Origin of the sequence: Candidatus Uabimicrobium amorphum (genome assembly GCF_009002475.1) — a bacterium.
GTDB lineage: Bacteria > Planctomycetota > Uabimicrobiia > Uabimicrobiales > Uabimicrobiaceae > Uabimicrobium > Uabimicrobium amorphum.
Genome location: NZ_AP019860.1, coordinates 3,800,617 through 3,823,074, shown reverse-complemented (window position 1 = coordinate 3,823,074; position 22,458 = coordinate 3,800,617). Strand labels below are relative to the sequence as shown.

The 22,458-nt window shown below is 41.1% G+C and carries 13 protein-coding genes; 9 read left to right on the top strand and 4 right to left on the bottom strand.

The features are described from left to right. The first annotated feature begins 187 nt into the window (after window positions 1-187). The gene (locus tag UABAM_RS13630) at window positions 188-2,479 is read left to right on the top strand and encodes a serine/threonine-protein kinase (protein ID WP_151968556.1); all 2,292 of its coding nucleotides are present in this window, start codon (window positions 188-190) and stop codon (window positions 2,477-2,479) included. After that, window positions 2,476-2,880, top strand: coding sequence for a hypothetical protein (locus UABAM_RS13625; protein WP_151968555.1), 405 nt, complete (start codon window positions 2,476-2,478; stop codon window positions 2,878-2,880). The genes UABAM_RS13630 and UABAM_RS13625 overlap by 4 nt, the downstream gene beginning before the upstream one ends. Window positions 2,881-2,904: 24 nt before the next feature. Here the strand turns inward: UABAM_RS13625 and UABAM_RS13620 are convergent, their stop codons facing one another. From UABAM_RS13620 to UABAM_RS13605, 4 genes are read right to left on the bottom strand one after another with little or no spacing between them, the layout of a single operon-like run. Further along, window positions 2,905-4,122, bottom strand: a complete 1,218-nt coding sequence (locus UABAM_RS13620; RefSeq protein WP_173013308.1) for an efflux RND transporter periplasmic adaptor subunit — start codon at window positions 4,120-4,122, stop codon at window positions 2,905-2,907. 2 nt (window positions 4,123-4,124) lie between these two features. Further along, entirely contained in the window at window positions 4,125-7,616 is a 3,492-nt protein-coding gene (locus tag UABAM_RS13615; protein WP_173013307.1) for an efflux RND transporter permease subunit, read from the bottom strand. A gap of 8 nt (window positions 7,617-7,624) precedes the next feature. Continuing rightward, window positions 7,625-9,184: a phytoene desaturase family protein gene (locus UABAM_RS13610; RefSeq protein ID WP_151968552.1), complete on the bottom strand. Its 1,560-nt coding sequence runs from the start codon at window positions 9,182-9,184 to the stop codon at window positions 7,625-7,627. After that, window positions 9,181-15,414, bottom strand: a complete 6,234-nt coding sequence (locus UABAM_RS13605; protein ID WP_151968551.1) for a type I polyketide synthase — start codon at window positions 15,412-15,414, stop codon at window positions 9,181-9,183. The genes UABAM_RS13610 and UABAM_RS13605 overlap by 4 nt, the downstream gene beginning before the upstream one ends. Window positions 15,415-15,500: 86 nt before the next feature. Between UABAM_RS13605 and UABAM_RS13600 the strand changes: the two genes are divergently transcribed. From UABAM_RS13600 to UABAM_RS13570, 7 genes are all read left to right on the top strand, one after another. After that, entirely contained in the window at window positions 15,501-16,208 is a 708-nt protein-coding gene (locus UABAM_RS13600) for a TetR/AcrR family transcriptional regulator (protein ID WP_151968550.1), read from the top strand. A gap of 123 nt (window positions 16,209-16,331) precedes the next feature. Further along, window positions 16,332-17,789, top strand: a complete 1,458-nt coding sequence (locus UABAM_RS13595; protein ID WP_173013306.1) for a PQQ-binding-like beta-propeller repeat protein — start codon at window positions 16,332-16,334, stop codon at window positions 17,787-17,789. Between the two features lie 34 nt (window positions 17,790-17,823). Further along, window positions 17,824-18,264: an SRPBCC family protein gene (locus UABAM_RS13590; protein WP_151968548.1), complete on the top strand. Its 441-nt coding sequence runs from the start codon at window positions 17,824-17,826 to the stop codon at window positions 18,262-18,264. A gap of 23 nt (window positions 18,265-18,287) precedes the next feature. Beyond that, on the top strand, window positions 18,288-19,067 hold the full coding sequence (locus UABAM_RS13585; protein WP_151968547.1) for an endonuclease/exonuclease/phosphatase family protein: 780 nt from the start codon (window positions 18,288-18,290) through the stop codon (window positions 19,065-19,067). 118 nt (window positions 19,068-19,185) lie between these two features. Next, window positions 19,186-21,204, top strand: coding sequence for a serine/threonine-protein kinase (locus UABAM_RS13580; protein ID WP_151968546.1), 2,019 nt, complete (start codon window positions 19,186-19,188; stop codon window positions 21,202-21,204). Window positions 21,205-21,300: 96 nt separating this feature from the next. After that, window positions 21,301-21,615 carry a PqqD family protein gene (locus UABAM_RS13575; protein ID WP_151968545.1) on the top strand — a complete coding sequence of 105 codons (315 nt, stop codon included), beginning with the start codon at window positions 21,301-21,303 and terminating at the stop codon, window positions 21,613-21,615. A 66-nt stretch (window positions 21,616-21,681) separates the two neighbouring features. After that, window positions 21,682-22,452, top strand: coding sequence for a class I SAM-dependent methyltransferase (locus UABAM_RS13570; protein ID WP_151968544.1), 771 nt, complete (start codon window positions 21,682-21,684; stop codon window positions 22,450-22,452). The last annotated feature ends 6 nt before the right edge of the window (window positions 22,453-22,458 follow it).

Sequence of the window (22,458 nt, the reverse complement as noted above, 5' to 3'; positions counted from 1 at the left end):
TTTCCCTCCGAGTTTTTAACATAAATTTAAGGAATTGTGAAAATTTCACTTTAATGTTAAACTGTCTTAATAAGGGCAATTATAATGCCAACAGATCCATTTATTTGGCAAATCCATTCGCAAAGTTTGGGATAATAAATTTTTTTGGACGCCTAAAAGGAGAGCGCAGCGGGCGCGTTACATTTCTATGGCAAAAAAATACATCAAAAAAAGATACAAAATAGAGAGAAATATCGGTCAAGGAGGAATGGGGTTTGTGTATCTCGCTACGGATAGCAAACATCAAGATCGCAAAGTCGCGGTAAAAGTAATTCATCCTCAAAATCTGGGAACCGGAGATTGCCTGCAGCGTTTGAAAAGGGAGGCTCGATATCTATTGCGTCTTTCCCACCCGAATATTGTACAGTTGTATGATTTTTTCGAAGACAATAAACAATTTTTTTTGGTGATGGAGTATATTGAAGGTGTGACACTTGAGGAAGTTTTTCTTAGTGGTGAACCTTTATCTATCGAAGAAAAATTTATGATTTCTTACCAGCTTGTCAGTGCCATTCATACGATGAATTCTGCAGAACTCATTCACCGCGATATTAAGCCCAGTAATATCATTTACATTGCCAAAAGGCGTCAAATTAAATTAGTGGACTTGGGAATTGCCAAATCCATTTCTACTCAAAATCACACTTGTAGTTTAACAAAGACAAACGCCATTCTCGGAACACCTGGTTATATGAGTCCGGAGCAAGTCAACGGGGATACGACAGACAAAAGCGATGTGTTTACTACCGCTACTGTTATTTACCAACTATTTGCCAATTTATGTGAGTCGCCGTTTCTTGGAACGAATAATCTCAACACCATGTTAAAAGTGAGCACCCAGGAGCTTACGCGTCTAAAAGACGTTGCCAAAGAAGAAATTCCCCATATTGTAAAGTTGTCACATATTGTAGAGCAAGCACTGTGTAAAGATCCGCGGCGGCGTATTAGCATCGATAATTTTTATGATGAAATTCGCGGCATAACGAGTAAATATCTTCCCACCAACGAGACTTGTATTGTAGAACCGCGTGTTTCTCGAAAGTCGTGGCGTTTTGTGAAAGAGCAAAAATCGCCAAAACCTTGGAGTCTATATATTATGCTGAGTCTGACTCTTATTTTGGGGGGGAGTCTGGCACTGATTTTTTGGGGTTTTGCACAGCATACGCAGCAGGAATCGCTGGAAAAATTTACCGAAATTATGCAATATTTTTCTCAACGTAAATTTGAGAAAGCTTGGAGCGAAAATGAGAAGTTTTTAACTCAGTCTCCACAAGAACCGTATCTGTGGATGTTGAAGTCGTTTATGTTGCACGATGGAATGGGGACACGACGCCAACTTTATGAGAGTAAAAGAATTGCCAAAAAGTGGTATAAAAAACTTCCGCAAAATACGAAATATACACATTATTTTTTAGCGAAATGTTATTTTCATGGGCTTGGCGTAGCGCAAGATTTACCAACAGCATTAATATACGCAAGAAAAGCCTCATTAAAGGCCTTTCCGTTGGCTTTTACGTGCTTAGGTGAGATATACCTCAAGTTGAAGAACAATCCTGCGGCATTTCGCGCTTTTACTAGTGGGACAAATTTGGGATGCGTGGAAGCGAAACGGCAATTGGCGATGTTTCATCTACACGGCAAGGTTGTTGCGCGAAATGGCCAAATCGCTTTAGAGCTTCTGCAAGAATCTTTTCGCGGAGGAAATATTTTTGCAAGCAATTCGATAGGGTTTATTTATTACAATGGTACAACGTTGGTTCCTAAAGATCAGGTAATGGGAGAAACTTGGTTTATTAAAGGTGCTAATCTTCGCGATCCTATTTGTCTGAACAACATGGCGTCTATTTATCTCCAAGAGCATGGAACGGCACAACAGCGTAAAACTCTTGTGGAAATCTCCGAAATGTTTACAAGTGCAGCTCAAAATAATTGTGATTTGGCAATGCGGGCATTGGGGAATATGTGTCTCCGTAAATTTGAACGGCCTTACCAAGGCCTCTTTTGGCTGTTTCGTTCTATTTTACACGGCAATAATTTGGCAAAGAATGATCTAATTGCGCTTGCGAAACATACACCTAGAAAAAAAATACGCGTGCAAATATTGTTGGGAAATAATTATGCGCGCTATGTTTTAGGGCATTGGCTTATTAAAAGATTGGGAAAGCCTACCAAGGGAATGTATTGGCTGATACAAGCTCACTTGAATGATACACAGCAACTGGGTATCATTGACGATATAGTGATGCAACAAGAGGGGGGAAATATTTTTCCGAGTTCACATTCACAAATCAAAGAAGGTGCTGTGGTTCTTGGCTTTTTTTACGAAAAAGGTATTGGAGTGGATATGGATGTAGAAAAGGCACAAGAATACTACAAGAAAGCGGTAGAACTCGGAGAGGATTCGCCGAAAATTTTACAGAAGATCCATACAACGAAATGAGAAAACTATATTGGTGGTCATTAGTGATCGTTGTGGTGGTTGTCACGCTCGCCGTGATTTACTCGGTTTCGTTGGGAAAAGTAAAAAGAGATATTCGTCTTTTACTATATCAAAAATACTTTAAGGTAAAGCAAGTTATTGAAAATCCCCTCATTCCAGCTTCGCATAAATATTTTTCTTCGCAAATGCAAACTCTGTTGGAAAGATTCCAAAAAAAACAGTTTTTTTTATCGCGCATATTGTATCGCGATAAAAAAATACAGCTATACTTTTATTGCGGTGGGGTATGTCAGATAAAGTGGGTGTGGGATATCTCTAAGTCTCATAAGTATATCGAGATTACGAACACCAATAAATCGTTGACATATCTTTATTGTCCTTTTGTGATTTATTTCCCGTAGCGATCATCGTTAGGGATTAAAAACTCAATTCTTCCGTTTTACCTCATCACCTACTAGTACATAATATCTTCCATTTTCCAGAACGCGATCGTTTTCCTTTAGACCGTGAACAATGATTGCGTTGTCGATGATACTGCCGACGGTAACGTTTTTACGCGCGACATATAATTTTTGTTGTCTTTGTTGTAACGTCAGAACATAGAACCCTAACTTATCTTTGAATATGAGTTCTGGTGGTAAACTGAGTACTTTCTTTTTGCGTTTTAGGATAATAGAAACATTGCTGAACATTCCTGCGCGTATCAGGCCGCCTTTGTTTTCGATAAGAATTTCTCCAAGAAATGTTTTTGAGGTCGGGTCGGTCTTGTGGGCGATGCGCGATAAAGTACCTTGAAAAGCTTTGTCGGTCAATGCCGAGAAGGATACCTGTGCTTTTTGCCCCACTTTAAGAACCCCTATTTGACTTTCGGGGATGAAAATTTTAACCTTAACCTTATGCAAGTCATCGATGACAAATGCGGGCTGTGCCCCAGAATAAAATTCTCCCTCTTCAACATTGACTTCATGGATGGTTCCGCTAAAAGGGGCATGCAGTTTTGTGTAGGATAAATTGAGTTTGGCAAGATCTACGCGCGTTTTTGCCAGAGCAACCTCGTCGCGAACGAGTTGAATGGTTTCTTCTCGTGCACCTTGTTGCAAAATTTCTAATTGCTGTTCGGCAATTTTTCGATCTTCAAGGGCCACTGTTGCCTGGGTTTTCAAACCGTCGAGTTCCAATACCGAGACGACATTGCGCTCGCGAAGTTTCTTTTTGGTTTGTAGCGTAAATAGTTTGTTGTTGTAAACATCTTTTAACATCTCTATTTTCATTTTGGCAATGGCAACCTCTTCCGTACGAGGGCCTAACGAAATTTCCTTTAATTTACTTTGTACTAACCGCAGAGCTTTTTGTGCCTGGACAAGTTGTAGATTTAGATTTTTATCTTCTAGAGAAGCAATTACCTGCTCTTTCTTGATCGTGGCGCCTTCGCGATAATGTATTGTGTGAATCGTTTCACGAATACGAAAAGACAGTTTTGCGGTTCTGTAAGGGTGGGCGAATCCGCGAAAAGGCAAATTGTCATCTATCATTTTTGTTTGAACGTTATATACAGTGACCGAACGAATCTCCTCGTTTTTATGGGGAGTTTTGCCCTTTTCACATGCGATGATGAATAAAATAATCAAGATATAAATTCTCATATTTACCTCAGAGTAGAAAGATCCCATATTGTTTTGACCAAGCTTTGAATTTTGTCTGCACCTTGTTCGACGAGCTTTGGTAAGTAGTCTAACTCATTGCTCGATATATAGTGCATATTTTTGATGGTGTGCCGCAAGTGTGCCGATGGTTTTTGTCTACTTCGTTCTACAGAATGTAGGAAATCCTCGCGGGTTATATTGTCACTGGTAATGGCAATCGCAATGAGGTGCAACTGAGTATGCTTACATAAAATTTGTAGAACATCGTGTGTCGACAATTTTTCTAGATCTAAAATCACAAAATCAGGGTCTACTTTTGATTCGCTGTCTGTTTGCAGAAAGTGTACATGGTTGCGATGGCTCAGTAAACGGTTTACTTCGCTTTTCCATGATGTTTTCTCTGGATAAACAAAAATGCGGAACGATGGTAAGACGCCAAATTTCATTTTAATATCTTCAATAATGCGAAACATAACCGGGGCAAATACTAATGTCAAGATTGTGGATGTTGCTAAGCCAAAAATAACAGAATAGGCAAAGGCGCTCCAAAAATTACCGCCCCAGATCGCCAAAGGTAGCAAACTAAAAATGGTTGTAATGGATGTGGCAATGATGGGAATGAGTCTTGTCTCGGCAGCGTCCACTAACATTGCGGAATAACTCTCATAACTTTCGACAAGTGCCACTTGGTTGCGCGCCATTTTACGGTTGGCAGTATCCACCAACACGATGGAGTCGTTTACAACAATGCCTGCGAGACTGACAAAGCCCATGAGTGACATAAAGCCCAAAGGCATCCCCAGTAAGTACAAACCAATTACCGCCCCTGCGATTGCCAGCGGTACAATGAGTAAAATAATGAGGGGTTGAAAAAGACTGTTGAACTCAAAAGATAAGATAACATAAATAAGAAATACGGCCAATACACCGGCGATTAATATAGAACGAATAGATTTACGCAGTTCTTCGTCCTCTCCCGCAAAATGAATTTCACAACCCGATGGCATTTCCCAGGTGCGAATGGTATTTTTAACCTCTGCGGTAATTTCAGAGGCCAAACGGTTCTGGGTGTCACTAAATACATAGGCATGTAGTTGTTGGTTGTAGCGATGTATCTGGGTTTTCTCTAGGTCAAAATCAATTTGCGCTACTTGGGCAAAGGGGATTTTGACTTCGGTTGCCGCGGAGGAAAAATACAATTTACTTATGCTGGCAAAATTTTGACGATCTTCTTCACGTAAACGCACGACAACGTCAATTTTCTCTTCGCTAGAAAGAAATGTCGTTGCGGTAACGCCGTGGAATGCGGTGAAGACATCCTGCGAAATTTCGTTGTGTGTGATGCCTATTTGATTGAGACGATACGGATCAATTTTTAGTTTCCATTTGTATGTATCTTCACCAATATTATCCATCACATTGCGTGTTCCGTGCATTTTACGCAATAATTTCTTTAGGCGTATCACTACCTTTTCAATGTCTTCGGGATAATTCGATGATACGCGAATGGATACGGGAGCCTGAAAGGGTTGCCCATGACGAAATTGACGTACGCGTGTACGTGCTTGAAGAATATTGTTTTGTAGCTCTTTTTGAATAGCATGTGTTACTTCGGTTATGTTGTGGGTATCTTGTTTTAGGTTAATGACCGCTTCCATATACGCCGGATTTTTTAACTTCATGTCGCCATTTTCATTGTAATAAAATTTGGGAGCGCCATTTCCCAAGAAGTAGATAGTGTCGACTATTTGCGGAAATTTTTGCTTTGTGAGGACTTTTGACATATTTCGCGCCACATCTTCGCATTTTTTCAAATTTGAACCCTCGGGCAGATAAACATTCACAATGAGCTGTGGACGATCGGCAATGGGAAACAGTTCTAGCTTCATGGTGAGACCAAGCGCTGCGGCTGTTCCGGCAAAAGCGATTCCACCAAAAGCCACGAGATAACGTTTTTTTAGTGACCAGCGAATTAAACGCCGATATTTTTTCCACCACATGCGATGACCGCTTTGCTTGCTCTGTAATTTTTTAGGGCGCAACCAAAAGTACAGGATCGGAGTCAAAGTTAAGGCCACATATAGTGAACACATTAAGGTAATAATGACGACCGTGGGAATAGAACGCAAAAACGCACCCGTTGCTCCGACCATAAACATTAAAGGAGTAAAAGCGGCAACGGTTGTCAGTGTTCCTGAAATAATCGACGGAGCGATTTTATTTACTCCAATGGCGAAAGACTCTAACCAACCATGTTTTTTTGTGGCAATTTCATGGTAAATACTCTCGACAATGACAATCGAGTTGTCTACGAGTAGACCAAGAGCAATTACCAAAGATGCGATCGACATTTGTTGCAAGGCAAATCCAGTGAAGCGAATGAACAAAAAGGATATCACAATTGTCAAGGGGATCGAAATAGCCACAACAATGGATTCGCGCAAACCGATAAATAAAAATAGCACCAAGATCACCCAAAACATACCTTGGAGTAAGTTATTGTAGAGTAAGGTGAGTTTCGCATCGACAAAACGTCCTTGGTCTAGATATACTTTTATCGACATGTTCTTCGGCAAAATCTTTTGTAGTTTATCCTGTGCAGAGTAGTATTCTCGCTGAAAACGAAAAATATCGTAACCTTTTTTCATGGTGACGGTCAACGCGACCACTTTTTCTCCGCGATAAAGAATCGAGTAGTCAGTATCTTTGTTTCCCCAGCGAACGTCTGCGACATCTCTAATGTAAACGGCTTGATTTTCTGCGGAAATATCGACAACGGTGTTGCGAATTTCTTTTAAATTGCGAAATTCGCCCTCTGCTTCGATGCGAAAGCTTTTTGTTCCTGGTTTGATTGTTCCTCCGGGTTTTACATCGTTACGCAACGCCAAAGCTTGTGTTATTTTACGAATAGGTATGCGGTATTTCGCCAGCTTATCCAAATGTAGAGACACAAATATTGCGCGGTCTATTCCACCTTTTATTTCGACAGTCTCGACTCCTGGTAAGTTAAGGCAGCGTTTTTTGAGTTGTTCGAAATAGTATTCTAGTTCGAGAAGAGAATGTTCTTTACTTTTGAGAATACTGATAATCGAGTAATTCTTCACCATTTCGTCGAAAATAATAGGGGCAAGTGTTTCCCTAGGTATTTTGGCGCGCACATCGCGAATTTTGTCTTTTAATTTTTCAAAAGCCGTTTCGAGATTTTGGTCATAATCAAAAATAATTTCAAACGCTGCAAGACCATTACGTGAAACAGCAAAGACTTTTTCAATGCAATCTAGTTCGAGAATGACTTTTTCCACTTCTTGAGTCACTAGTTTTTCCACTTTTCCTGGGTCAGCTCCTGGAAAAGGGATAATGACACGCATCATATTGTATTTGATCGTGGGATCTTCCTGTTTCGGAATCTTGTAGTACATGGCAAGACCACTACAGATCAGTACGCAGCTTGCGAGAAATACAATTCGTCGATATTGCAATATTTGATAGAACACGACATCACCTATTTTTTTGCGAACATATGTTTTAGTAAAAATTTGCTACCAGCAACAGGACAGCAGGCCACCGCCGCAAGTACTCCGCCCATCATGGCACCTATAATGCCAGGAGAAGCCATATCACTTCCACTCAAAAATAATCCGTTTAACGGTGTACGTGGTCGCGTCCATGGCGAATGATAGCGTTGTGGAGTGGGGGCCAATCCATATATACTACCATTACTTGTACCCATAAAGTGATTGGTGCTAAGGGGAGTGGAAAGCTCTACATAATCAACAGCGTTGCGTAATTTGGGAAAATATTGCCAAAAGCGCTGGAGAATCTTTTGTGTTATTTGTTCTTTCATTTCTTCGTACTGTGCACCGCGTTTCTTCCAGGTCGTGTCTTTCCATTGCGCAAATGATTCCCAAGGCACAAATGTAATGATTTCCGCGGTGTGATTTTTTTGCTTTCCTTCTTTTAGCGAAGGAAAGGAACAGTACAAAATGCCTGGCGTCTCTTCGTGGTGAACATCCCAAGTCGCATACTGCACGCCGTAGTCCTTAAACAACCATGCGTTCGCAGTTGTGGCTCCTAATGTACGAATATCTTCTTTAAATCCCAAGTGTAGACAAAGATGTGCCGGAGTCGAAGGCATTTTTTGTACTTGTTGTAACCACGAAGGAATAGGCTGCGGTAAAATTTTTGGTAGAGAATGTAAGGGAATTGCCGCCACAGTACGTGGAGCAAAAATCTTTTCACCGTTTTTTAACTCAACGCCAACAGCACGATCATTTTCTATACAAATTTGTTTTACCTCTGCACAGACACGCGTCTCCCCTCCTTGGTGGTATATTTTTTTTAGAAAAGCGGTTGTTAACTGTTTGCCACCACCCACAGGATAGTATCCGCCTTCATGGAAATGACGATCAATAACAGCCTGTATGCCAAATGAAGATTCATCAGGCGGTGAGCCGTAGTATACCCAACGCGCGGTGAGTATATCAAATAATTTTGTATTGTGAAATAACGGCTCCATTACCTCCATTGTCGTTTTTCCAAACCATTTCCAGCTATTTCTCCCGAGTATTCGATCAGCGATACTCAAGTAGTGAGGAAATAAACAACGCGCCCCATAGTACATTTCGAGATTACACAATGCTTTTTTTACTGTGGAGAAATATTGTTGAATTGCTTTGCGCTCCTTGGGAAACATCTGAGACAACATTTGTATCTGTTTTTGTATGTCACCATAAATAGATATGGTTTTGTCAGGGTAATGAAATATTTCACACACTTCGCCCATGGATTTCCACTCAACGGCATTGTCCGTGAGTGTGCGTAGAATCCTTCCCTCTAAATAATGTGAACCTATCTGACCAATAGTGTGAACACCTACGTCCCATGTGTACCCGCGCCTGGAAAATGTGTGTGTAAAACCTCCTGGTTGATAGTGCCGTTCGAGTAGCAACACTTTTTTACCAAAGTAACCCAAAAGAGCGGCGGTGGCCATCCCCCCGATCCCCGAACCGATGACAATGTAGTCCCATTTTTTGTTTGGTACCTTTTTCGCGTAATATTTCATAGCGTGGCCTGCAAAATAAAGTGTGAAAAACTACTGGGAACCCACTTTCCTTTTTGAAGAATAAAAGAATATGCGGTGTGCGATGCTGTGGCTAATTTTTGCAGTTCACCATCTACAGATTTGTAAAAGTTAAACTGCAAATCGAGGCAATATTCGTAGCAATGTTGCAAGTACATTTTTACAACAATGACATCTCCAGGCATTGCTTCGCGCAAATGTTGTATATGGCAATTGGTGCAGCGTAGTTCTGCTTCACCGTAGTTCATAAAACTTTGCAACCACAGATCGCGTACTTCGCCCATCCAATCGGCGTAATTACTCCAATAAATGTTGCCTACAAAGTTGGAATGTCGTGGTGTTGTACGAAACGATTCTTCGAACAATAGTTTACCAAGCTGTGGACCTTGCGCTGCGATAAGTTGACTTTGTCCTTTTTCCCAATCGGTTGTCCAGGATAAATCGCGGCGGTGACCTTGTTGGGGAAGTGTTTGCAAAATCCATGAATGCATATCTTGTGGATAGGCCACCGGTTTAACAACACCATGGTCAATGACTTTTGCCCATGTCGTGGTTTGTGCTATCTCGGCTATGGGGCGGCGTACGTTGTCATTGCAGGCGTAAAAGCGGTATATCATTTCTAAACTAGCGTCTTGTGTTCCATACAAGCGTTCGTTCCAACATTCGACCTCAATAAAACTGTCTTGTTGTGGTGTGTCGATAATTTGCAGTTTCGTTTCCTTGGTGATCCAAGCGTAATTTTGCGAAGAAATGTACTGTGTTGCTTTTTCGTAGATACCATTTTTACGAATACCTACTTCTCGTGTTTCACCAATCCAGTGCAAATATGTCGCGAAATGTGTACCGCCACTAGGGTTGCCTAGGTATGCAAAACGCATCGGGAAACGATATAAAAAGTTGACTTCTCCTCGCTCTCCGCGTTCGTGATCTTCCACCGTAAATATTTTGTCGTTAGCTTTGGCAGGCATTTGCAGTGGTTTATGATTTTGCGATTGTAGGTACTCCGCTAGTTTCTCGGGGTAAGGCATTTGTGTTTGCTGTTGTACGATGCGAATTTGATAACCGCGTAGCTCTTCGACAACGTTTCCGGTTGCGTCACTGACAACGACATCTCCCATGACATTATTTTGTTCCTGGCCACGCAGTTGTGTCTGTGCATATACTCTGTTGCTGTTTTTGAGATCTATATCGATTTTGTCAATAGCAATGGGAAGTCCCAATGCCGGTGTAATAATAAGTTGTCCCATTTGTAATAAGGCATCACGCTGATAAGGGTTACCCAGTGTAAAGTTTTCATGATGACAATACCACTTGTCGCTGTGTGGCCCATTGGCTATTTTTGCGGTACATTGTTGGCGTGATAAATCGCAAACTTGTTCTATTTGCTGGAATAGCGTTCCTTGAAATAAAATAGGTCCATAGAGTTTTTTGGCGTCTTCAATGTATCGTTGTTGTGGAATTTGCGCAAAGTTGTTTTTCATACCGTTGTTAACAATCACCGTGGCGGAAAAATGTACGACGTCATAGTTGCTATCTTCGCAGCGAATACAGCAGTTGAAAATCTTATTGTTTTTGCGTTTGATGTCAATGCGTATGTTTAGCTTGTGGTTGACAACAATAGGGTATGTTAGTTTGACATCGCTAAAACGAATATGAGCGATATTTTGTTGCCAAAGATATTCAACGCCTTGTGCCATTGCCTCTAAACCGAAGACCGTGGGGAATAATTTTTTTCCATCAAAAATGTGGTCGTTTAAATACTCGTCGTGCTGTACATCCAGTGTGTACTGAGCACTTAAGTTTATTTGTGGAGTGTAGTTGACAATATTGTCGATAAAGCATTTCTTGGGGGTTGTCTCAGGTAAGGACAATGGGGTGAAATTTTTTCCCATTTCGCTGCAAATAATCACTTCATCAGGTTTTTGATTTGTGGAGATCCACTTCATGAATTGGTCGACGCCATGCTTTAGTGGAATCGCTTTAATTCCTTGACTGTCTAGGTGAGAAATCGTACCTAGATTGGCGGCCATGCCCACTTCTTCCCATGCCGAAAATGCGAAAGCACAACTTTTGCGATCAGGGTTGTTTGCTTGCCATTTTGCTAGCTTACGCCGAAGGGATTCGTTGGCAAAAGCATACCAAGCGTTGCCGGCTAAGCCAGTCACGCCTATGACAGAAGTAAATGCGATGACCTGTTTTGTATGAGCACTATGCTGTAGTAAATTGTCAAGTCCGAGGAGTTTGGGAGCGATTTCGTGTTGCGCTTGTTGTAACGAAACTTCGGCGGCTTTTCGCGGTATATTTATTCCCGCACCGTGGATGATCCATTCTATTTCACCAATAGAAGTTTGTACGTTTTTCATGACGGTATTCACTTGAGATGCGTCGGTGATATCACATGAGAAGTAATGGATACGATCACCAAATGCCGCAAAGGGTTCTAAGGAAACTTTTTCACGAGGAGAACTTCCCAACAAAACGAAAGTTGCTGCACATTTTTGAGCCAACTCTATAACACATTCTGCGGTGATTCCCTTTGCTCCTCCACTTACAACGACGACATGTTGTGGAAGAGGCAATTGGTTTTTGGTGTCGGGGAAAATGAGCTGCCAGTGTGGTGTAAGACGCTGTTGTCGTTTGTTATAATACACACTGCTGAAATGGTGTTGATTGTGCGAATGTTCTTTGGTGACAAGTTGCGGTATACACTCCATGGGGAAATCGTGAGAAATTCCAATAAAATTTACCCCGAAGTCGCGAATCTCTCGTTGTAGACTGGCAAAAAAAGATTCGACTCCCTCATCGCGTTTTATATTACGTTGGCTATTAGGATCAAGGACGGTGATATGTTTTATTGATGATGAATTTGCGAGTTTTTGTAGTAACGATATATCAAGTGTTGTATCTTCAGGTAGTACAAATATTGCACTTGTTGCGTGCGAGTCAATGGCAAAACTTTTGCTCAGAATACTTGCGAGGCGACCACTGGTATCTCCGACGAGGCGATAGTTTGCTTTTACCATTTCTTTATCTGTAATTTCTTTTTGTCGCCATTTGCGAACAAAAGAGTGTACCCACGATGATTTTTTGGTCGCTTGCTTTAAAGCACACACTTGCTGAGATAACTCATCTAAAGTGGCGTTGGTAAATGCTGTTGGCTCAAAACTTTGCTGTAGTTGAAACTGTTGGGAAAATACCGATATGACTTCGGCAGATTTTATGGAATCTAAATTCAAATCATCGAGAAGACGATGTTGCGCGTGGATGGTTTCTAGTGGGAAGCCCGTTAGTGCGGCAATGCGTTCACGTAAACTGAGTAGCGGTTGTTTTGCACTGGTAATTACTTGTTGTTTCGCGGTAGTTGTTTGCTGAGGTTTGTATTTGCTATTCGCGTCTTGCTCGCATGGATTGATGAGGAATTTGCGTTTTTGTGGAGCTACATAAGGATGTATAATGCGGTTGTGGAATAGCACTTGGCTATTGATTGTGACACCTTTGGTGAAAAGTGTCGCAACAATTTTACATATGTCATAGCTCGTACCCGCCTTGGCTTCTATTGGCAGGCATAAATGCTCGCTGCGAATTTTGGCGGCAATATTACTTAAAACCTGTCCTCCACCTAATTCGAGGAGTATGTCACAACGATCCATGGCTTTGTTGAGTAGCGAAACAAAATCGACTTGCGCGGGAATTTGGTGTTGTAAATACTCGCAGGAGTTTATATCTCTGTGTAACTCTCCATCCACACCACTAATGAAATCGACATCTAAATTTGTAGCATTGTTCGGAGTGGTGCACATGCTGCCAGAGATGGCACACATGTTGCCAAATTGGGCAGCGCAAGGCTCCACTAGTTTGCTGTGAAAAGCGCGAGAAACAGGTAATACGATTGCATTTACCGGAGAAATGTCTTTAATACAACGTAGCGCATGATGATGGCCAGCAATTACCGTTTGTTGCGCATGGTTTTTATTGGCGATAACGGCGTAATTTTGTTGTAGAGGATCTTGCGACTGACACTGCGCTTTTGTGATAATTTGTTGCGCGTGTTCACTATCTGTTCCCAAGCTCAACATTCCATCATTGCTATGCTCGCCACTCATTGCTATACCGCGATTGGCGGCTATTTCCAGTAGTTGTTTTTCACCAAAAGCTCCTGCGGTATGTAGTGCCGCCAGTTCCCCCAAACTATGTCCACATACGACATGTGGTTGGATTCCTAATTTGGTGAGTAAACGCAAATGTAGAAGCGCTGCGAAACAAATCGCGGGTTGAGCAAATTTTGTTTGTTTTAAAATAGAGCTATAACTATCGCGGTGATCAATCATCGCTGTATCGTCTGGATAGAGTGCTTTTATCCAGGTATTGAAATTTTTTTCTCCGAGGGCATTTTGCAATACTTGTAGTAGCTGTTTTTTGTCGTCTGTTCGCATAAACAGCTTGTGAGCCATGGCAATTTTTTGACTACCTTGTCCTGCAAACATGAATCCGATGCGCGGTTTTTGCGTGGTGTTGCCAAAAAAAGCATTGTGTGGAAGTTGTGCCTCATTGCGCAAAAATTCTAAGACGTCTTTTAAGGTTTTTGCCAATTCTTTGGGAGTGGAAGCGATAATCGCCAAACGTTCTTTGTATTGTTTATTCACATTGGTAAAAAGGAATGCCGAAAGGTCGGCGAGTTCACATTGGGCAATTTGTTGCGCCTGAAGGTAGAGTTCTTCACACTTTTTGTATAGATTCTGTTGCGAAGATGCGGAAAAGACGAATACTTCAGCATCTTGTGTATGGGCGTTGTAAAAATCCAATGATTTTTCGATGGTAAATTCTGTACTTTTCTTGTCAGGGGATTCTAAGGCAATATGTGCATTAATACCACCAAATCCCATTGCCGAAACACCAGCTTTGATTGGTTCATCACGGGAGTAGGCGTTGCAAAGTGGATATAAGTTACGTGCTTCTTTACGAAAAATATTGTGTGGATTTTCACATCCGGCAAAGGGTGGCAATACACGTTGATTTACCGCGGCAACTGTTTTGATAAAGGCACCTATTCCTGCCGCTGCTTTTGTGTGACCGATGATCGATTTTAATGATGTTACGCCACAGTTGCGTTCGGTGTGGTTGCGAATACCTTGTAACGCAGTGTGAATACTCTCCAGTTCAACGCGGTCTCCTAGAGTTGTGCCTGTTCCATGACCTTCGACAAAATCGATGTCATGGTAATTTGCACGTTGCCATGCACTACTCAGCGCGCGGACCTGTCCTCCTACTTTGGGGGCGGTGATTGCACCTTCGCCATCGGAAGATACTCCCCAACCGCGGACAATTGCGTAGATATTGTCGTTGTCACGTATGGCTTGTGGTAAGCGCTTTAAAATGACAATGCCAGCGCCTTCTCCAGGCATCATACCGCACGCGCGCTGATCATAAATGGCTAAGCGCGAAGTGGCCAATGCCCCGGCTTTCGAAAAACCGACCATTTCAAAAGGGTCAAGGCTGATATCTATGCCCCCGGCGATGGCCATATCTAATTCACCGTTTGCCAGTTTTTCTACCGCAGTGGCCACCGCTAACAGTGAGGAGGCGCATGCGCCGTCAATGGTATAACCTCCGCCACCGAAACCAAAGAAGTTGCAAATGCGGCCTGCGATGGTGTTGGATAAACTTCCTGCAAGAGTATCTTCGTTTGTCGGTGGAAAAAACCCTTTAAAGGATTTTTTGATATTTTGCAATAATAGTTGCTGTTGTTGTTCATCAATATCTTGTTTGCGCATTTCCTCAAAAATAACGCGCTCTACAAATGGCCAGCGTAAGCGTAGAGATCTTGCTCTTGTGAACTCTCCAGTTAAGGTATTGCCGATATATACGGCGGTTTTTTCGCGTAATTTTTGGTCTTGGATATTGATTCTTCTGAGAGCCTGCTCGGCCAAATCTAGCGCGAGCCAGTGCACCGGATCTGTACTTTCATATGTTTGTTGTGGAATACGCCACTTAGTAAGGTCCAGACTCCAATTGTCAATGAATGCCGCCATATCTAGGCTTGTGGTATCTTCCACTTGAGGATTGTCATTGCAATATGAAGCGACAGGCATCCTTTTTTCTGGAAACTTGCGAAAATGTTGACGTTTTGCCAAAACATTTTCCCATAGTTCTTTTACATTTGCCGCCCCAGGATAACGACAGCTCATACCAATAACAGCAACAGGTATTTCCATAACGAACCCTTCCTTACTACAAGACTACTTGTGCCTACAACTTCTACGGTGTATAATGTCGTAAAAAATTTAAAAACAGGTACGACATGAAAAAACGATACTCTAAACAACAAAGACGCACAATGATTTTAGAAGCGGCGCTCATTTGTTTTGCTCATAAAGGTTATAATGGTACTACAACAAAAGATATCGCAACGCAAGCCGACGTTTCCGAAGCACTGCTCTACAAACATTTTCCTAATAAAATGGCAATTTATGCCGCAATAAATGATTTCTGTATCGAAGAAGGTAGTGAAGTGGGTAGTATTGTTCTCAAACAAAAAAACTCCATCTTTGCTTTTATTTCGTCGGTGTACTTTTTGATGTACGTAGTTGTCTTTGCGACACCCCTGAAACGTAAATACAAAGGTATTTCCCACCGCTTATTCGTTTACAGTATTCTTGAAGATGGTCAGCTTATTGAAAAATTTCATCACAGTAGTGTGTTACCGTGTATTCAAGCTATCCGTCAGTATTATAAATATTTAAAATCGCAAAATCACATAACAGAAACAACTGCTGCGGTTGATAATCTCATATGGTGTGTGTACTCTGTTGCCGCAATGATGACTATTTTTGACCTTTCCGATAAAGAGTTGGCCTTTGAAGGTAGTATCAAAAACTCTTTCCATGATGCGGTTATTTTTGCGTTACGCGGACTTGGATTGAAAGAACAAGTCATTCGCGATCATTACGAGCCACAACAACTTCAGGACTATATCGAAGATTTATTTTCACAAAACTCTGCGGTGTAATTCCGCTATAGAATATTATTTTTTGCATTGCTTCACAAGTAAGTAAGTGTTTACTTACTTGTGTTTTTGTAATTATAACAACCACAGAAAAAATGTCAAATGTATTTTGATAAGGTGTGTAAAATGAAAAATGTCGTACTTGTAATTATCTTGAGCACTCTTTTGTATTCGCAATCCAATATTTTATTTACCGATCCAGCGGTTCCCAAAGTATACAAAATAAAAGATCTACCACCGCGCTCTCCTGTTAAACAGCTTGAATTGACCATTTACCGTAGCCCTAAACCGTTGCATAAAAACGCCACAACGCACGATTGGGATACGTTTTTGGGACCGATGCAAAATGGGGTGTCTACAGAGACACATTTGAATGATACATTTGCGAAAGACAATTTAAAACCAATATGGGAGGTGCGTAAAGGCCAGGGTTATGCGGCTGTCGCTGTTATAGGGAAGCGCGTCATACTTTTCCACCGTATTCGCGAACAAGAGGTTGTGGAGTGCTTGCATGCCGAGAATGGCAAACGTTTTTGGAAGTTCGCGTATGCTGTCAATTACCGCGATCGCTATGGTTTTGGGAACGGGCCACGTTGTCAACCAATTAGTGACGGTGAATATGTGTATACTCTTGGTGTCGAAGGTAAATTGCACTGTTTACATTTAGTGTCGGGACAAGTATTGTGGGAGCGTGATTTGGATAAAGAATTTAACTTACGTTCTTGTTTTTTTGGTGTGGGTTCTACCCCTGTGTTGGAACAAAATTTGTTAGTGATTAACCTTGGGGGAGAAGAGGGGCCGTGCGTTGCTGCATTTGATAAACGTAGTGGAAAAATGATTTGGGGTTGCGAAAAAGAGTGGGGCGCTAGTTACGCATCACCTATTGCGGCAAACATTCACGGCAAACGTTATATCTGCGTTTTTGCTGGCGGTGAAAGTCGCCCAGCCCATGGCGGACTTTTGGTGATTAAGCCACAAAACGGCGAAGTTGTTGTGCGTTTCCCATGGCGTGCTAGGCGTTATACTTCGGTAAACGCTTCTTCTCCTTTGGTGATAGATAACAATATTTATTTGTCGGAATGTTATGGGGCGGGCCAAGTACTTTTGCGCGTGGATAAAAACAACAAATATCGCGTGCAGTGGAAAAACAAAAAACTACAGACACATTTTATGACGGCCATTTATAAAGACGGCTATCTTTATGGGATCGATGGTCATGGACCAGCAAATGCACCATTGGTTTGTATTGAAGCGAAGACAGGAAAAGAGATGTGGCGTTATGAACCGAAATGGCCGGTAAAAGTAACGACCAAACGCGGACAACGTACATTGCGTTTGCCTCCAGCGCTGGCTTCGATGATCCTTGTTGACGGTCGTTGTTTGTTGCTCGGACAATATGGGCATTTAGTGTGGTTAGACTTAAATCCACAAAAGTACACAGAATTGCAACGTACACACCTTTTTGCTGCACGTGAAACATGGAGTATGCCTTCTTTGAGTCGCGGTTTGTTGTATGTGTGTCAAAATGATCGCGGATTGGATCAAAGTAAACCGCGATTGTTGTGTTATGATTTACGGAAATGATGATTGCGAATTCATTTAGTTGAGGAGAGTTGATATGAATGAGAGTACGCCAGTTGTTGTGGAGCAAGATTTTGAAACTTCTGTTGAGTGTTTGTGGAGCGCTATTACTGTCGCAGAGCAAATGAAGAAGTGGTTTTTTCAGGACATCGAGTCTTTTGAGCCACAGGTGGGATTTTCGACAAGATTTAATGTGCAAATAGACGAAAATAAAAACTTCGTGCATCTGTGGAAACTGACAGAGGTCGTGCCTAGAGAGAAGATTGTTTATCATTGGTGTTACGAAGGATATAGTGGAGAGTCGTTTGTGACTTTTGCGCTTTCTGGGGATGAACAACGTTCTTCGCTGAAGGTAACACATGTGGGATTGGATAACTTTCCAAAAGATGTCCCCGAACTTAGTCGCGAGAGCGGTTTGCAAGGATGGAATTACTTTATCAAGTCGAGTTTGAAAGATTATTTGTCTTCGGATAACTAAAATAAAATTATGAGGATAAAGTCATGTCACAATTGTTTCGTATAATGTCTTTTAATATTCGCTATGCTTCGGCCAATGACGGCGCTAATAACTGGGAAAAAAGAGCGAGTGCTGTAGTGGAAGTCATACAAAAATCGCGAGCAAGTATTATTCTGGTTCAGGAAGCGCTTAATTTTCAGCTCGATTATATTCAACAACATTTAGGAGGATGGTCGCGTTTAGGAGTCGGACGTGACGATGGTTGCGGGGCGGGAGAGCACTGTGCTATTTTGTATCATCACCATGAATGGCAATGGAAAGAGAATAATACGTTTTGGTTGAGCGACACTCCTCACCAACCAGGTTCACGGTCTTGGAATACTGCACTTCCACGTATATGCACTTGGGCAAAAATGCACCATGTGCAACACGATCGCGATTTATATGTTTTCAATACACATCTTGATCATAAGTCGACGGCGGCTAGAAAAAATGCGGCGAAATTAATTCGCCATCATATTGAGAATGTGTCTGCGGAATTTCCCGTTGTACTTTGTGGCGACTTTAATGAATCTCTGCGCGGAGAAGCGGTGAGAGAGTTGTGCTATGATGATTTTCTTCGATCGGCATGGGCAACAGTTTATCCCCAGATAAAGAAGCCGGGAACGTTTCACGATTTTGTGGGAGTGAAAAATGGACTTGTGATTGATCATATACTGATCAATCAACAAATTGATGTACGCAATTGTGAAATAGATGGTGCGCGATATCAAAATCGTTATCCTTCAGATCATTTTCCTATTATTATAGAGTTTGCTTTTTAACAATTATTAGCGAAATTTATTAAATTTATGTAATGATGGCATGCAATTTAGTTATAATTTATATGTATATCATATGTGTTCTTTATTCGAATAAAACTTTTACAAAAGTAGTGAAACTATGGAACTACTCAATAATCGTTATGAATTACGAAAAATACTTGGGGAAGGAGGGATGGGGCGTGTATATTTTGCTACAGATACCCACAGTAAAAAGAATGTTGCGATAAAAGAATGTCAGGTGTCTACACGGCGAGATATAAAGAGAATCGAACGCGAATTTTCCTTTCTACACAAAATAAATAGTGTCAATGTTGTACGAGGATTGGAGTATTTTTCTATAGAAGGTCGATATTTTATTGTAATGCAATATATACAGGGGATAACTCTTGATAAATTGATTGAAAAAAAACCTTCGCATATTGGCCTAGACGAACAACTCAACATCATCACTGAAATCTGTAAGGCGGTTACCGTTCTACACGAATACGGAATTGTACACCGCGACATAAAACCTGAAAATATAATGCTTGTGGGGAATGAATACCGCCCTGTTCTTCTTGATCTTGGTATTGCCAAGATGGTAAACAAAGAACTGACAGCGATTACACAAACCAATGAGGTGATAGGTACCGCAGGCTATATCAGCCCGGAACAAATAAACGGCCGCGTTGCGGCAAACAGCGATGTTTTTAGTTTAGGCGTGATGTTTTATCAATTCTTGAATTGGGAGACACAGTCACCATTTTGTGGCTCGCGCATTATTAATACGTTAATGAATATACATCGCAAAAAATTGCCGCTTATTTCCGAAACGATTTCTTCCGATAAAGATTATCTTCACAAGCTCGCAAAAATTATAGATCTTTCCTTGGAAAAAGATAGTGTTATTCGAACTTCTTCTGTCGCTGTCATGCTAGATCAATTGAAAAACATTAACAAAAAACGTTTTGTCGCTTCGGGGAAGTTTTGGAAACAGCTTAATAAAGCCAAGTGGTATATTTTGTGTGGTTTAATCATTGTCTCTATTTTATTGTACATAAGGAAATCTTCTTTAGATGAACAAAAAGCGGTGGACTATGCGAGTCGGATCAGTCAGCTTTATGGTTTACAAGCGTATACAAAAGCTCTTGAGGTATGCAACAAAGTAATTGCGGAAGGACTTGATGACGACGATTTATATTTTCGCAGAGGATCGATTTACCTCGAATTGAAAGAATACCAAAAATCGATTGTTGATTTTAAAAAAGCAGTGGAACTTGGCTTCAAAGAATCATCTGCGTACAACAACATGGGGTTTAGCTACTATAAATTGCAGCAATACGAGGAAGCCATTAAATATCTAAATCGTGCTGTGAAAATTACTCCTTCGGCACACGCTTACAACACTTTGGGAAATTGTTATTTTATTTTAAATAAATACGACCTTGCCCTAGAAAAATTCAAACAGGCACTAAAAATCAAACCCATTGCCTATGCATATGAAAATGTAGGAAATGTATATCAGGTTCAGAAAAAATATCTTCCAGCTATTGCAAACTTTAGCAAAGCAATCGAACTTAAACCATATTCCTCTACCGCTTTTAACAACCGCGGTCTTGTTTATTTTGAATTGAAGGAGTTCGAAAAGGCTCTAAAAGATTTGAAGAAAGCGCGCTCTTTAAATCCCCTTGTTCCAGAACCATATATTAGTTTAGCGAGATATCACTATTATTTTCGTCATTTCAACCGAGTGATAGAACTTTACACAAGAGCCATTGAACTGGAACCACGCATTGATTTTTACAGTTCGCGCGGTCTTGTTTATTTTCAACAGAAAAAATATCAAAAGGCTCTTGCGGATTTTAGTCATGTCATCACAATGGATACTTCTTTTGTCGATGCGTACTTAAAACGGGCGACTATATACTATATATTGAGAAAGTTCGACGATGCGTTGCTCGATATAAAAAAAATAAAAGAATTGCAACCGAATTTTGCGGATGCATACTTGTTGGAAGGTAATGTTCTTCATGCACTAGGTCGTTTGGACGAATGTATACAAAAATGGAAAAAATCGATGGAGTTAAACCCAAGTTATACTACAGGTTTGGAAGAAAGAATAAAGAATGTAAAAGCGCAGATGAAAAAAAACAAATAGTTGCGTATGGCGAAAACTTTGTATTCTTTGGGGTTTTTTGGTAATATTTTATAAAAATTTACCGAAGATTAAGGTCGATAGTAAAGGAAACAAAAAATGCTAAGATACACAACTGTTGTATGCCGTGAAGAAGGGATCGATGTAGAGAAAGCGCAAAGTGACATTGCTGCGATGGACAGTGGTGCTCACGCAATGGGAAATAGAATTTGGGAATTGACGGCAAAAACAATCACCATCAACAATATCTGCAAAGTTTTAGAAAGAGACTTTGACATTACAGATAAAGATTGTTACGACGAAACAACAGCGTTTTTGGGCAAATTATTAGAGCTCAAAATCATCAAAGTTACCGAAACCAGCCAAACGAAAAAAATACCTAAACTTCCGCGGTCTACACCCAAAAGTGATTAATGTAAGCATTCATAATATTTAAGCCTTACGAAGACGAGAGATCTGTTTGTGATAGAAGGAGCGTATATGGAAGTTAATTTTGGACTTACTTCTGAGGACTACGCAAAACATCGTGCTGGTTTTCCACCGCAGTTTTTTGATCGCATTCAACATTTTGCTATTGGAACACAAAATCAAAAGATTCTGGATATTGGAACGGGAACCGGAACATTGGCAAGAGGTTTTGCGCGGCAGAAATCTATTGTAACAGGTTTGGATGTATCGCAAGAATTAATTGAACAAGCAAAAGGTTTAGATGCCGCAGAGAATTTGCATATTGACTATGTTGTTGGTCGTGCAGAAGAAATGAATTTTGCTGCGCAAAGTTTCGATTGTGTTACCGCGGGGCAATGTTGGCATTGGTTTGACCGTAGTACCGTTGCGCGTAAAATAAGAAGTGTACTAAAGCCCAAAGGTGTTTTGGTGATTGCGCATTTCGATTGGCTTCCCATTGTAGGCAATCTTGTGGACGTGACGGAGAAACTTATTTTAAAGTACAATTCCCAATGGAGCATGAACGGCGGAACTGGTGTATACCCACAGTGGTTTACCGATGTGGCTACCGCAGGATTTTGTGATATTGAGTCGTATACTTTTGATACTTTGGTTACCTACACACACGAAGCGTGGCGTGGTAGAATACGCGCCAGTGCCGGAGTTGGGGCGAGTTTGTCACCTGAAAAAGTGGAGATGTTTGACGGTGAACTGAAATCTATTATGGCAGAGCAGTTCCCGGAAGATCCGCAGCAGATATTGCACAGGACTTTTACATTAATATGTAGAAATTCTGTGGATTAATAGTGA

Coding starts and splice junctions, on each gene's coding strand:
- UABAM_RS13595 (WP_173013306.1), top strand. CDS start 16,332: ATGAAAAATGTCGTACTTGTAATTATCTTGAGCACTCTTTTGTATTCG.
- UABAM_RS13625 (WP_151968555.1), top strand. CDS start 2,476: ATGAGAAAACTATATTGGTGGTCATTAGTGATCGTTGTGGTGGTTGTC.
- UABAM_RS13585 (WP_151968547.1), top strand. CDS start 18,288: ATGTCACAATTGTTTCGTATAATGTCTTTTAATATTCGCTATGCTTCG.
- UABAM_RS13575 (WP_151968545.1), top strand. CDS start 21,301: ATGCTAAGATACACAACTGTTGTATGCCGTGAAGAAGGGATCGATGTA.
- UABAM_RS13610 (WP_151968552.1), bottom strand. CDS start 9,184: ATGAAATATTACGCGAAAAAGGTACCAAACAAAAAATGGGACTACATT.
- UABAM_RS13630 (WP_151968556.1), top strand. CDS start 188: ATGGCAAAAAAATACATCAAAAAAAGATACAAAATAGAGAGAAATATC.
- UABAM_RS13620 (WP_173013308.1), bottom strand. CDS start 4,122: ATGAGAATTTATATCTTGATTATTTTATTCATCATCGCATGTGAAAAG.
- UABAM_RS13590 (WP_151968548.1), top strand. CDS start 17,824: ATGAATGAGAGTACGCCAGTTGTTGTGGAGCAAGATTTTGAAACTTCT.
- UABAM_RS13600 (WP_151968550.1), top strand. CDS start 15,501: ATGAAAAAACGATACTCTAAACAACAAAGACGCACAATGATTTTAGAA.
- UABAM_RS13580 (WP_151968546.1), top strand. CDS start 19,186: ATGGAACTACTCAATAATCGTTATGAATTACGAAAAATACTTGGGGAA.
- UABAM_RS13605 (WP_151968551.1), bottom strand. CDS start 15,414: ATGGAAATACCTGTTGCTGTTATTGGTATGAGCTGTCGTTATCCTGGG.
- UABAM_RS13570 (WP_151968544.1), top strand. CDS start 21,682: ATGGAAGTTAATTTTGGACTTACTTCTGAGGACTACGCAAAACATCGT.